Annotated in this window: 13 protein-coding genes; 8 read left to right on the plus strand and 5 right to left on the minus strand. The window is 64.3% G+C overall.

What is annotated here, in order from left to right; all coding sequences use genetic code 11:
• The first annotated feature begins 7 nt into the window (after positions 1-7).
• Positions 8-613 carry a 3'-5' exonuclease gene (locus tag IRZ77_RS06860; protein WP_108480717.1) on the plus strand — a complete coding sequence of 202 codons (606 nt, stop codon included), beginning with the start codon at positions 8-10 and terminating at the stop codon, positions 611-613.
• Here the strand turns inward: IRZ77_RS06860 and IRZ77_RS06865 are convergent.
• Positions 610-1,059, minus strand: coding sequence for an Lrp/AsnC family transcriptional regulator (locus IRZ77_RS06865; protein WP_013974322.1), 450 nt, complete (start codon positions 1,057-1,059; stop codon positions 610-612). The genes IRZ77_RS06860 and IRZ77_RS06865 overlap by 4 nt on opposite strands.
• A gap of 154 nt (positions 1,060-1,213) precedes the next feature.
• Here IRZ77_RS06865 and yedA point away from each other — a divergent pair, with 154 nt between their 5' ends.
• A complete protein-coding gene (yedA, locus tag IRZ77_RS06870) occupies positions 1,214-2,134 on the plus strand; it encodes a drug/metabolite exporter YedA (protein ID WP_025340737.1) in 921 nt (306 codons plus the stop codon).
• Positions 2,135-2,190: 56 nt separating this feature from the next.
• A complete protein-coding gene (locus tag IRZ77_RS06875) occupies positions 2,191-3,522 on the plus strand; it encodes a DEAD/DEAH box helicase (protein WP_013974320.1) in 1,332 nt (443 codons plus the stop codon).
• A 120-nt stretch (positions 3,523-3,642) separates the two neighbouring features.
• Here IRZ77_RS06875 and IRZ77_RS06880 read toward each other — a convergent pair whose 3' ends face one another.
• The 3 genes from IRZ77_RS06880 to pmrG all read right to left on the minus strand — a co-directional run bounded on the left by IRZ77_RS06880 (position 3,643) and on the right by pmrG (position 6,829).
• A complete protein-coding gene (locus IRZ77_RS06880) occupies positions 3,643-4,878 on the minus strand; it encodes a TIGR03862 family flavoprotein (RefSeq protein ID WP_108480720.1) in 1,236 nt (411 codons plus the stop codon).
• A 148-nt stretch (positions 4,879-5,026) separates the two neighbouring features.
• Positions 5,027-5,941, minus strand: a complete 915-nt coding sequence (locus IRZ77_RS06885) for a histone deacetylase family protein (protein ID WP_196173199.1) — start codon at positions 5,939-5,941, stop codon at positions 5,027-5,029.
• A 195-nt stretch (positions 5,942-6,136) separates the two neighbouring features.
• Positions 6,137-6,829, minus strand: a complete 693-nt coding sequence (pmrG, locus tag IRZ77_RS06890) for a lipopolysaccharide core heptose(II)-phosphate phosphatase PmrG (RefSeq protein WP_108480721.1) — start codon at positions 6,827-6,829, stop codon at positions 6,137-6,139.
• A gap of 179 nt (positions 6,830-7,008) precedes the next feature.
• On the opposite strand from pmrG, the gene IRZ77_RS06895 reads away from it, so the two are divergent.
• The 4 genes from IRZ77_RS06895 (at position 7,009) to IRZ77_RS06910 (ending at position 10,304) form a co-directional block, all read left to right on the plus strand.
• Positions 7,009-7,578: a GNAT family N-acetyltransferase gene (locus IRZ77_RS06895; protein ID WP_046613156.1), complete on the plus strand. Its 570-nt coding sequence runs from the start codon at positions 7,009-7,011 to the stop codon at positions 7,576-7,578.
• 95 nt (positions 7,579-7,673) lie between these two features.
• A complete protein-coding gene (gene tesB, locus IRZ77_RS06900) occupies positions 7,674-8,543 on the plus strand; it encodes an acyl-CoA thioesterase II (protein ID WP_046613155.1) in 870 nt (289 codons plus the stop codon).
• On the plus strand, positions 8,540-9,130 hold the full coding sequence (locus IRZ77_RS06905) for an HAD family hydrolase (protein WP_046613154.1): 591 nt from the start codon (positions 8,540-8,542) through the stop codon (positions 9,128-9,130). Before tesB ends, IRZ77_RS06905 begins: the two co-directional genes overlap by 4 nt.
• Positions 9,131-9,293: 163 nt before the next feature.
• Positions 9,294-10,304, plus strand: coding sequence for a zinc-dependent alcohol dehydrogenase family protein (locus IRZ77_RS06910; RefSeq protein ID WP_046613153.1), 1,011 nt, complete (start codon positions 9,294-9,296; stop codon positions 10,302-10,304).
• 147 nt (positions 10,305-10,451) lie between these two features.
• Here the strand turns inward: IRZ77_RS06910 and IRZ77_RS06915 are convergent, their stop codons facing one another.
• Positions 10,452-11,159 carry a FadR/GntR family transcriptional regulator gene (locus tag IRZ77_RS06915; protein WP_046613718.1) on the minus strand — a complete coding sequence of 236 codons (708 nt, stop codon included), beginning with the start codon at positions 11,157-11,159 and terminating at the stop codon, positions 10,452-10,454.
• A gap of 261 nt (positions 11,160-11,420) precedes the next feature.
• Between IRZ77_RS06915 and IRZ77_RS06920 the strand changes: the two genes are divergently transcribed.
• Positions 11,421-12,773: an MFS transporter gene (locus IRZ77_RS06920; protein ID WP_196173158.1), complete on the plus strand. Its 1,353-nt coding sequence runs from the start codon at positions 11,421-11,423 to the stop codon at positions 12,771-12,773.
• Positions 12,774-12,781 lie beyond the last annotated feature (8 nt).

Raw genomic sequence — 12,781 nt, forward strand, 5'->3', positions numbered from 1 at the left:
ATTTTTCATGGAACGTATCGCTGTCATCGACTTTGAAACTACCGGCATCAGCCCCGGTGCCGGCTGCCGCGCCACTGAGGTGGCGGTGGTGATGCTGGAGGGCGGGTGCATCGTCGAGCGCTACCAGAGCCTGATGAACGCGGGTGTGCCGGTACCGGCCTTCGTCGCCGGGCTCACTGGCATCACCACCGCCATGCTGCGCAGTGCGCCGCCGGTGGAGAAGGTGATGAACGAAGTGGCCGAGTTCGTTGGTGGCACCCCGCTGCTGGCACACAATGCCGCCTTCGACCAGAAGTTCTGGGACTACGAACTGGGCCGCATCGGCCGTAGCCGCACCCAGGCCTTCGCCTGCTCCTTGCTGCTGTCACGGCGTTTGTTGCCGGCGGCGCCGAACCACAAGCTGGGCACCTTGACCCGCTGGGCCGGGCTGCCGGATACCGGTACCGCGCACCGGGCCATGGCCGATGCCGAAATGGCCGCCAACCTGCTGCAACACCTGGCTGGCGTGCTGCGCCAGGGCCATGGTGTACAGCAACTCTCGCACGACCTGCTCTGCCGCCTGCAGAAAACACCTGCCGCGAAGGTTCGTGAAACCCTGGCCAGGTTCTGTTAGGGCTTCTTCTCCAGTTGCCCCAGCGGCACCCGTCGCTCCACTGCGCTGGAGAGAATGATCGAGGTCTTGCTGAAGCCGAATTGCGCGACCCGGTTGATCAGTTCTTCCAGCTCCGGCATCGAACCCACCGCTGCCTGCATGATGACGCAGGGGTCGCCGGTTACCCGATGGCATTCGGTCAATTGGGGTATCTGGGTCAACGCTTCGTAGGCCTGCTGGTTGCCGTGGCTGGCCAGGCGCAGTTCGATCACGCACTGGATCGGCAGGCCAATCTTGCTCATGTCGACCTTGGCCTGGTAGCCGGTAATTACTCCGCTGGCCTCGAGCTTGGCCACACGCTCGGCCACCGCCGGCGCCGACAGGTTCACCTGGCGCGCCAGTTGGGCGAAGGTGGCGCGGCCGTTGTCGAGCAGGGCGGCGAGCAGCATGCGGTCGTACTTGTCCATGGAATTTCCCTGCCTGGTTTCGATTCGATTGAAAAGCATCCGAATAACCATGCAATGCAAAGTGTTCGGGTCATTTAAAGCTGCTTTGTAACTTAAGTTTACACAGTGGCCTTTCTAAACTAAGCCACCCGTAAACGGATTTCGAGTGTTTCCCATGCCTGCCTCCCGTCGCTTCCCGTTGTTGCTCATTGGCGCTTTCCTGGCCTTGTACCTGGTCTGGGGCTCTACCTACCTGTTCATTCGCATTGGCGTCGAGAGCTGGCCACCGATGCTCATGGCCGGGGTGCGCTTCCTGATTGCCGGGGGCCTGCTGTATGGTTTCTTGCGCTGGCGCGGTGTACCGGCACCGACCTGGCCGCAGTGGCGGGCTGCGGGGGCGATCGGTTTCCTGCTGCTCAGCTGTGGCAACGGTGGCGTGACCGTGGCCGAGCATGCCGGCGTGGCCTCGGGCGTGGCGGCGCTGGCGGTGGCGACCGTGCCGCTGTTCACCTTGCTGTTCGGCCTGCTGTTCGGGCACCGCAATTCGAAGCTGGAGTGGGCGGGGATCGCCCTCGGGTTGGTGGGTATCGGCCTGCTGAACCTGGGCTCCAACCTGCAGGCAAGCCCGATTGGCGCGGCGCTGATCATCTTTGCGGCAGCGTCGTGGGCATTCGGCTCGGTATGGAGCAAGACCTTGCCGCTGCCTCAGGGGCCTATGGCCAGCGCTGCGGAAATGCTGGTCGGTGGCGCCGTGCTGCTGCTCGGCAGCGTGCTGTCTGGCGAGCGCATGACGCAGATGCCGACCGCTGCCGGCTGGGGGGCACTGGCCTACCTGGTATTCTTCGGTTCGATCCTGGCGTTCAGTGCCTACATGTACCTGCTCAAGCACGTGCGCCCGGCAGCTGCCACCAGCTATGCCTACGTCAACCCGGCAGTGGCCGTTCTGCTGGGTATTGTCTTTGCCGGTGAGCAGATTGGTGCAGAAGAATGTGTGGCCATGGCGGTGATCATCGGTGCAGTGGTGCTGATCGGCCTACCGCAGTGGCGCAAGGCACCAGAGCCGGCGCAGCCATTGAAAGGCGAAATCTGCAAGTAGGTGGGGGTGATGCGGTAAACTTGCCGCCTTCGCTGAACCCCCCTGACGGTATTGCCATGAATTTCGCCAAACTCGGCCTGATCGAACCGCTGCTGCGCACCCTGCAGCAACTGGACTACACCACCCCGACCCCGGTGCAGGCCAAGGCCATCCCCGCCGTGCTGGCCGGCCGCGACCTGATGGCCGCGGCCCAGACCGGCACCGGCAAGACCGCGGGCTTTGCTCTGCCTGTGCTTCAGCGCCTGGCGCTGGAAGGCGAGAAGGTGGCCAGCAACTCGATCCGCGCACTGGTGCTGGTGCCCACTCGTGAGCTGGCCGAGCAGGTGCACAACAATGTGCGCGAGTATGCCGAGAACCTGCCGCTGAGCACCTACGCGGTGTATGGCGGGGTCAGCATCAACCCGCAGATGATGCGCCTGCGCCGTGGTGTCGACCTGCTGGTGGCCACCCCGGGGCGCTTGCTCGATCTGTTTCGGCAGAACGCCGTGAAGTTCAATCAGGTGCAGACCCTGGTGCTGGACGAAGCCGACCGCATGCTCGACCTGGGCTTTGCCGAAGAACTGCAGTCGGTGTACGCCGCGCTGCCACGCAAGCGCCAGACGTTGCTGTTCTCTGCCACTTTCTCCGACCAGATCCGCATGCTGGCGGGGCTGGCCCTGAATGACCCGCTGAGCATCGAAGTCAGCCCTCGCAATGCCACGGCCACCAGCGTCAAGCAGTGGCTGGTGCCTGTGGATAAAAAACGCAAGGTGGACCTGTTCTGCCACCTGCTGCGCAAGCAGCGCTGGAAGCAGGTGCTGGTGTTCGCCAAGACCCGCAACGGCGTCGATCAACTGGTAGAGCGTTTGCTGGCCGAGGGTGTGAATGCCGACGGCATCCACGGTGACCGCCCGCAAGCTACCCGCCAGCGCGCGCTGGACAGCTTCAAGGCCCGCGAAATCCAGGTGCTTGTGGCGACCGATGTGGCGGCCCGCGGCCTGGATATCGATGACCTGCCGCTGGTGGTCAACCTTGACCTGCCGATCGTTGCCGAGGATTACGTGCACCGCATCGGGCGTACCGGGCGGGCGGGCAACAAGGGCGAGGCGATTTCGCTGGTGTGTGCCGATGAAGTACAGCTGCTGGCGGCAATCGAAGTGCTGACCCGGCAGACCCTGCCGCGTCATGAAGAGCCGGACTTCATCCCTGACCACCGGGTGCCGATGACCGACGCCAGTGGCCAGGTGATCAAGAAGCCGAAGAAGCCCAAGAAGCCGAAGGAAAACAGCGCCAAGCGCGGGTTGGGGCGCTGGATGGACAGCGCTGAATCAGGTAGTGCCGAGCCGGCGGTGAAGGCGGTGCGCAAGGTGCCGAGCTTCAATGGTGGGGCGCGCAAGCGTAAGCCGTAGCCTGGGGAAGCTTGGCACCTGTGGGAGCGGGCGTGCCCGCGAAGCAGGCACCGCGGTGCATGGCACGGGCTTCGCCCGTGTTCGCGGGCACGCCCGCTCCCACAGTGGATCGAGTATGTGTCAGGATTTCAGCCAGCTTGCCGCCGCCCGCCCGGCGCGCAAGCCGCTGGCAAAGCACGCCGTCAGCAGATACCCCCCGGTCGGGGCCTCCCAGTCCAGCATCTCGCCGGCACAGAACACCCCTGGCATGCCCTTGACCATCAAGCCCTCATCCAGCCCCTCGAAACGCACCCCGCCCGCGCTGCTGATCGCCTCATCCAGCGGCCGCGTACGCACCAACGTGATCGGCAATGCCTTGATCGCCCTCGCCAAGGCACCAGGGTCGGCAAACGTCGCCTGATCGGTCAGCTCGCGCAACAGCGCAGCCTTGACCCCATCAATACCCAGCTGGCTGTGCAGGTGCTTGGCCATGGAGCGCGAACCCCGTGGCTTGGCCAGCGCCTGGGCAATCTTGTCCACAGGCTTTTCCGGCAACAGGTCGAGCAGCAACACCCCGTGGCCGTCGCGGTTGATAGCCTCGCGCACCAGTGCTGACCAGGCATACACCAGGCTGCCTTCCACACCCTGTGCGGTGAGGATGAACTCACCCTTGCGCGGCGCGCTGCCGGGAACGCTGAGCGCAATGTTCTTCAACGGCGCCCCAGCGAACCTGTCCTTGAGCAGCGTGCTCCAGCCTGCCACTTCAAAACCGCAGTTGCTGGGCCGCAAGGGCGAGATATCCACAGCGCGTGCGGCCAGCAGTGGCTGCCAGCTACCGTCCGAGCCCAGTCGCGCCCAGCTTCCGCCACCCAGCGCCAGCACCACCACGGCAGCCTTCACCAGCCGCTCGCCTTGTGGATAAGCAATCCGCAATGCACCTTCGGCATTCCAGCCCAGCCAGCGGTGACGGGTGTGGATAACTACCCCGCTGTCGCGCAGGCGCTTGAGCCAGGCGCGCAGCAGGGGCGCGGCTTTCATGTCGGTGGGAAATACCCGGCCCGAGGTACCAACGAAGGTTTCGATGCCCAGGCCGTGAATCCACTGGCGCAAGGCGTCGGCATCGAAGTCCTGCAGCAGCGCGGCGATTTCGCCCTGGCGCTCGGCGTACCGGCTGACGAATGCCGGGTAGGGCTCGGAATGGGTGATGTTCATGCCGCCGACACCCGCCAGCAGGAACTTGCGGCCCACCGAAGGCATGGCATCGAAAACCTCGACCGCCAGGCCCGCCTGGGCCAGTGCTTCGGCGGCCATCAGGCCGGCTGGGCCGCCGCCGATGACGACAGCGAGGGGAGGGGAGGCGGGGCTCAGATCAGGCATGGTGGGCAGCAGGCTGTGGAAAAGAGGCGCATTCTAGCGCAGCGCGGTCTGTGGAAGCACTGCTCAAAAAATGATCAGAGCTTTGCAGGCCTTGCCTGTAAAGGGCTGCAGCGCCTTTCCCGCAGGTTATCCACAAGCGGCTCCACAGTCATTGTGAACAACCGATGACGCGTGCCGCGCTGTGATGAAGGATGCCATGGCGCCTGGCCAGGGCTGCACGGTCCTTGCTGTATCCACCGCCGATCACGCCCACCACCGGGATATCGCGGCCCATGCAGTGGCGCAGCACTGCTTCGTCACGGGCGGCAACGCCTGCATCGGTCAGTTGCAGATAGCCCAGGGCGTCGTCCTTGTGCACATCGACACCGGCGTCATACAGCACCAGGTCGGGTCGATAGAGTGGCAGCAGGTAGTTGAGGGCGTCGTCCACCACTTTCAGGTAGGCCATGTCGCCCATGCCCCGGGGCAGGGGAATGTCCCAATCGCTTTGTGCCTTGCGCGCCGGGAAGTTCTGTTCGCAATGCAGCGATACCGTGATGGCGTCTGGTGTCTCGTGCAGGATGCGCGCGGTGCCGTCACCCTGATGCACGTCGCAGTCGAAGATCAGCACCCGGTGTACCCGGCCGGCCTCCAGCAGGTAGCGGCTGATCACGGCCAGGTCGTTGAAGATGCAGAAGCCGGCAGGGTGTTCGTAATGGGCGTGGTGGGTGCCGCCGGCAAGGTGGCAGGCGATGCCGTGCTGCAGCGCCATCTCGGCGCTCAGCAGCGAGCCGCCTACGGCGCGCACGGTACGCCGGGCCAGGGCCTCGCTCCAGGGCAGGCCGAGGCGGCGCTGGTCCTCGCGTGACAGGTCACCGTTCATGTAGCGCTCGATGTAGCTGCGGTCGTGGGCCAGGGCGAGGATGTCGTTGGGGCAGATGTCCGGGCGCAGCAGGGCCTGGTCGGTGGTCAGCCCGCTGTCGATCAAGTGGTCGTGCAGCAGGCGAAACTTGTCCATGGGGAAGCGGTGTTCGGCAGGGAACTCCGGGCTGTAGTCTTCGTGGTAGATCAGCGGCAACGGCATGGGTGGGGTCGCAATCGGGGTCAGTGCTGATCTTGCCATGGCTGGGGCAGCTTTGCTGCCCAATCGCCGGCAAGCCAGCTCCCACAGTTACTGCACAAGGCTAAAAGGCTATGGGATACCTGTGGGAGCTGGCTTGCCGGCGATGAGGCCAGAAAAGGCAGTGAAAGGCAGTTGCCCTGGCAGGCAGGAGCGGCGTCAGTGCTGTTTCGTGGTACTGGCCAGCACCCGTTGCCAGTCCGGCTCGTTCAGGCGGCCAAGGATGCGCGTCCTGCCATTGCCATCCACCGAAACGAACAGCGCACTGGCATAGCCGCTCTCACGCTCGCCCCCCGCAACGTTCTGCTGACGGGCAAAATGGTCGATGCAGCCGTTGTGGGTCACCAGCACCAGGTTATGCCCCGGTCGTTTGTGTGCCAGCGCTTCGCTGGCGAACCGGCTGTCACAGCTTTCCAGCCAGTCCTCGCTGGCCACCGCCTGGCCAAGGATTAAATGCGCGGTTTGCCGTGTGCGCAGTTTCGGGCTGCTGAGCATATCGGCGTTGTCCAGACCCAACTGGTGCAGTCCTTGGCCAACGCGAGCCGCGGCCTGGCTGCCGCCCACGGTGATGCCGGTGGGGTCGTCCAGGCACGGGCCAGGGGCGCTGTCACAGCGCTCGGCGTGGCGGATCATCACGATCACCGTACCGTCGGCCCAGTCTTGCAGCAGGCCGCTGTTACTCAATTGCCGTTCGTTGCCAAGGTCCACGATGTGCGTCCTCGTCGCCAACCAGGTGCTCAACGCCGCCACGACCATGCACAGGCCAAGAGCGGCACCAAGGGCTTTGCGGGTCAGGCGTCGCTTGCGCCGGGCGTGGATGGCAGGGTGCCCCAGGGTGTTGCTCGATAGCATGCGTTGCTCCGTTGGCATGGTCGCGGCTGGCGCGGCGGTATTGGCTGGCATCCTGCCAACAGGCCTGTCGGGGGGCGGTGAAGGGCGTGTGAAAATTGCATTCGGGCGCGCCGGCTGGGTGAAACCTGCACCCGCGCCTACGCTGTAAACTGCAAGACGCTAAAACCGGAGCACGCACGATGACCCCTATCCTGCAACTGGAAAGCGCGCGGCTGGTGCTGCGCCAGTGGCACGACGACGACCTGCGCGAATTCGCCGCCTTGTGTGCCGACCCGCAGGTGATGCGCTACTTCCCGGCGCCACTGACGCGCCTGGAGGCAGCCGCGTTGATCGGCCGCGTGCGCGGGCATTTCAATGAGTATGGCTTTGGCCTTTGGGCCCTGGAGCGCAAGGACAGCGGTGCCTTCATCGGCATGACCGGGTTGCTGCACGTGGCCTTCGATGCCGATTTTGCGCCGGCGGTGGAGATCGGTTGGCGCCTGGCACGCCGCCATTGGGGCCTGGGTTTCGCCAGCGAGGCGGCGTGGACCTGCCTGCGCTGTGCTTTCGCCCAATTGCGCCTGGAAGAGGTGGTGTCGTTCACTAGCGAGAGCAACCTGCCGTCGCAGAAGGTCATGCAGGCCATCGGTATGCAGCAGGATCTGAACGGCAGTTTCGAACACCCCCGCCTGCCCGTGGGCCATCCGCTGCGCCCGCATGTGCTGTATCGCATCGACCGCGCTCACTGGGAGCGTACCCTGCACGCCTGAATTCATGGCCATGCCCGGCGCGAATGACAAACCCTGTATCATTTGCCTTCATGAGAGTGCTGTAGAGACATGTTGCCTTGCTAGGAGAACCCCCGATGAGTCATGTGTTGGACGACCTGGTCGACCTGTTGAGCCTCGAGTCCATCGAGGAGAACCTGTTCCGTGGACGCAGCCAGGACCTGGGCTTCCGCCAGTTGTACGGCGGGCAGGTATTGGGCCAATCATTGTCGGCGGCCAGCCAGACGGTCGAGGATGCACGCCATGTGCATTCGTTGCATGGCTACTTCCTGCGCCCTGGCGATGCCAGCCTGCCGGTGGTGTATTCGGTGGACCGCGTGCGCGATGGCGGCAGCTTCAGCACCCGGAGGGTGACGGCGATTCAGAAGGGCCAGCCGATCTTCACCTGCAGCGCCTCGTTCCAGTACGACGAGGAAGGGTTCGAGCACCAGGCGCAGATGCCCGAGGTGGTCGGCCCGGAAAACTTGCCCACTGAAGTAGAGCTGGCCCGGGCCATGGCCGACCAGTTGCCCGAGCGAATTCGCGACAAGGTGCTGTGCGCCAAGCCGATCGAGATCCGCCCGGTCACCGAGCGCGACCCGTTCAACCCCAAGCCTGGCGACCCGGTGAAGTACGCCTGGTTTCGCGCGGACGGCAACCTGCCCGATATCCCGGCCTTGCACAAATACATGCTGGCCTACGCCTCGGACTTCGGCCTGCTGACCACTGCGTTGCTGCCCCACGGCAAATCGGTGTGGCAGCGTGACATGCAGATTGCCAGCCTCGATCATTCGCTGTGGTTCCATGGCAACCTGCGTGCCGACGAGTGGCTGCTGTACGCCACCGACAGCCCTTGGGCAGGCAATGCCCGCGGCTTCTGCCGAGGCAGCATCTTCAACCAGGCCGGGCAACTGGTGGCGTCGTCCTGCCAGGAAGGCTTGATTCGCCACCGCAAGGACTGGGCATGAGCCTGGGCGAGGTGCGCAACTGGGTGTTCGACATGGACGGCACCCTGACGGTGGCTGTGCACGATTTTGCCGCTATCCGCCTGGCGCTGGATATCCCGGCCGAGCACGACATCCTCACCCACCTGGCGGCCTTGCCGGCGGACGAAGCGGCAGCCAAGCATGCCTGGCTGCTGGAGCACGAGCGCGACCTGGCGATTGCTTCCACGGCGGCCACCGGGGCGGTGGAACTGGTGCGCGAACTGGCCGAGCGTGGTTGCCGGCTGGGCATTCTCACCCGCAACGCCCGTGAGTTGGCGCATGTGACACTGGAGGCCATCGGTCTGGCGGACTGCTTCCCGGTGGAGCACATTCTGGGGCGTGACGAAGCGGCGCCCAAGCCAAGCCCGGATGGGCTGCTGAAGATTGCCAATGCCTGGGGTGTGGCACCGGGTGAGTTGGTGATGGTGGGGGATTACCGGTTTGACCTGGACTGTGGGCGCGCCGCAGGGGCGCGCACGGTTCTGGTGAACCTGCCGGACAATCCGTGGCCGGAGCTGGTGGATTGGCATGCGGCCGATTGCCGGGCGCTTAAGGTGATGCTGGGCTGAATCTTGTGTTGGCAATGTAGGCCCTATCGCCGGCAAGCCAGCTCCCACAGGGACACCACTAGAGCTGAGACCTGTGCAATACCTGTGGGAGCTGGCTTGCCGGCGATAGGGCCGGACCTGTCTATGCTGAACCCCAATCTATTCCCTGAACGGAGACCTATCCATGACCAGCAAGGCCATCTACGTACAACCCGGCGGCGGCTACGACAAGGTTGAGGTCGGTACCAGCGAGGCTCTCGCACCCCAGGCCGGCGAAATCACCGTGCGCCTGCACGCCAGCTCTCTCAACTACCACGATTTCGCCGTGGTCAGCGGCATGTGGGGCCCGAGCGAGCGGCGCATCCCCATGGCCGATGGCGCTGGCGAAGTGGTCGCGGTGGGTAGCGGCGTCACCGAGTTCCAGGTCGGCGACAATGTGGTCAGTACCTTCTTCCCAGACTGGCTCGACGGCCAGGCCAATGTGGAAGGCTTCGCCAGGGTGCCCGGCGATGGTATCGATGGTTACGCCCGTGAGCAGGTCACCGCTCGCGCCACCTCCTTCACCCTGGCGCCCAGGGGCTTCAGCCATGCTGAAGCTGCCACGCTGACCACGGCCGGTCTCACGGCCTGGCGTGCACTGACGAGCGACGATCACCTCAAGCCTGGCGATACGGTGCTGGTGCAGGGTACCGGCGGCGTGTCTATCTTCGCCCTGCAATTTGCCAAGCTGGCTGGCGCGACGGTGATCGCCACCTCGTCCAGCGACGCCAAGCTGGAGCGACTGAAGGCCCTGGGTGCCGACCACCTGATCAACTACAAAAGCACCCCGGCGTGGGGTGAGAAAGTGCGCGAGCTGACCGGCAACCGCGGCGTCGACCATGTGATCGAAGTGGGTGGCCCGGCGACGCTGGAGCAATCGATGATTGCCGCGCGCATTGGCGGGCATGTGTCGTTGATCGGTATCCTCACCGGCGTGGCCGGCCAGTTGCCACTGGTGCAGGCGCTGGTGCGGCAGATTCGCCTGCAAGGCGTGCTGGTGGGCAGCCGCGCCCAGCAACAGGCGATGGTGCGAGCAATCGATGCCAATGGCCTGCGGCCAGTGGTGGACAAGCATTTCGAGCTGGAGCAGATCGTCGAGGCGTTCCGTTATCAGGAGAGCAACCGGCATTTCGGCAAGATCTGCCTGACCTGGTAGCAGGGCCCGACGCGGTTCTCTTTGTAGGAGCGGCCTTGTGTCGCGAAAGGGCCGCAAAGCGGCCCCCGGCCTGCAATTCTGTAGCTGAAATCCAGGGGCTGCTGTGCAGCCCTTCGCGCCACAAGGCCGCTCCTACAGGGGATCGTGTCAGGCCTGTTCGGGCAGTAGCCGGTCGCGGCTATTGGACAGGTGCAGGCACACCGCTGCCCGGGCCGCGTCCGGGTCCTGCCGGCGGATGGCATTGAGGATCGCCTCATGCTCGAGGTTGGCCAGGTACGCCTGCCGGGCCAGCTTCGCCCCGCTGCGTTCGGCCAGGGCCATTCGGTTGCGCGGGATCAGGCCGTTGCCCAGCTGCAACAGCATTTCAGTGAAGTACAGGTTGCCAGTGGCCTCGGCAATCAGCAGGTGAAAGCGCCGGTCGGCCTCGATGCAGCTGTCGCCGGCGGCGGCCAGGTCCTGGTAATCATCCAGCGCTTGGCGCATGCGCGTCAGGTGTCCCTCGTCACGGCGTAGCGCGGCCAGGGCTGCGGCCTGGCCTTCAAGGCCGATGCGCAACTCCAGCAGGTCGCGCACATTCGCCGCGCTTTCCGCAGCTATGCGCAGACCGGCCTGGCCCTGGCGCTCCATCACGAACGTACCGATACCGTGGCGTGGCTCCACCAGCCCCGAGGCCTGCAATTTCGACAGGGCCTCGCGGACCACGGTGCGGCTGACCCCATGCTCGCGTACCAGGCTGTTTTCCGAGGGCAACTTGTCGCCTGGCTTGAAGGTGCCCAGCAAGATCTGTTGCGTCAGCCTGGAGACCAGGTCATGGGCGCGGCTGTGGCCGCGTTTGTGGGCTTGCTCGGTGGCCATGGTGTAGTCCAATTGTTGTTGTACTTGTACGACAAGTTAACGGATAAAAATATTTTTTGCCGTTTTTTCCTGTGCTCAAGTCAGCGAATAGCCTGGTGTATTATGCAAGATCGACGCTAATAAGCATTTTGATAGCTTGTATTTTGTAATTTTGCCGATGTTGGCGACCTTGTCGTACAACTGTGCTGCGCATATGCTCTTCCCCACTGCCATGTCAGACAACCTCGACCCGCACAAAAACAATTAGTGGGAGATCCGCAAGTGAACGACACCCTCGCTCCGTCTGCCCGGAATGAAGGCGACGCCCTGGCCAGCGCCGTGGCCAAGGTCAAGCGCCACGTCCTGCCGCTGTTCGTCATCATGTTCATCGTCAACTACCTGGACCGCGTCAACATCGGCTTCGTCCGCCCGCATCTGGAAAGCGACCTGGGCATCAGCGCTGCGGCCTATGGCTTTGGCGCCGGCCTGTTCTTCATTGGCTACGCGTTGTTCGAAGTGCCCTCGAACATGCTGCTGCAGAAGGTCGGCGCACGGCTGTGGCTGACCCGCATCATGTTCACCTGGGGGCTGGTGGCCACGGCCATGGCCTTCGTGCAGAACGAAACCCAGTTCTACGTGCTGCGCTTTCTGCTGGGCGTTGCCGAAGCGGGCTTCTTCCCCGGGGTGATCTACTACTTCACCCGCTGGCTGCCGGCCGCCGAGCGCGGCAAGGCGATTGCCATCTTCCTCAGCGGCTCGGCGCTGGCATCGCTGATTTCCGGGCCGTTGGCCGGTGCGCTGATGCAGATCCAGGGCCTGGGCATGCATGGCTGGCAATGGATGCTGTTCATCGAAGGCATGGCCTCGGTGACGTTGTGCTTCTTCGTGTTCTTCTGGCTCGACTCCAGGCCGCAGGACGCCAAGTGGCTGAGCCAGGCCGAGCAGGACGCACTGGTGGCCACCATCGATCGCGAGCAGCTTGAGCGTGAAGCGGTCGGCGTGGTCAAGCCATCGACCTGGCGCCTGCTCAAGGACCGCCAGATCCTGCTGTTCTGCCTGATCTACTTCTGCATCCAGCTGACCATCTACGCCGCCACCTTCTGGCTGCCGAGCATCATCAAGCGCATGGGTGACCTCAGCGACCTGCAGGTCGGCTTCTTCAACTCGATCCCATGGCTGGTTTCGATCCTGGCCATGTATGCCTTCGCCGCCGGCTCGGCGCGCTGGAAGTTCCAGCAGGCCTGGGTCGCAGGTGCGCTGGTGATCGCTGCCATCGGCATGTTCATGTCCACCACGAGTGGACCGGTGTTCGCCTTTGTCGCGGTGTGCTTCGCGGCCATCGGTTTCAAGTCGGCGTCGTCACTGTTCTGGCCGATCCCGCAGGGTTACCTGGATGCCCGCATCGCCGCTGCGGTGATCGCGTTGATCAACTCGGTCGGCAATCTCGGCGGCTTCGTCGCCCCAACCACCTTCGGCCTGCTCGAGCAGCAGACCGGTTCGATCCAGGGCGGCCTGTATGGCCTGGCGGTGACCTCGGTGCTGGCGGCCATTGCCATCTTCTTCGTACGCACTCGCCCAAAGGGCGTCCCTTCCGATGACCTCAAGGCCCCTTCGGCCCTGGGTCAGAGCCATTGATGACTGCG

Origin of the sequence: Pseudomonas pudica, assembly GCF_015680405.1 — a bacterium.
In the GTDB taxonomy this organism is placed as follows: Bacteria; Pseudomonadota; Gammaproteobacteria; order Pseudomonadales; family Pseudomonadaceae; genus Aquipseudomonas; species Aquipseudomonas pudica.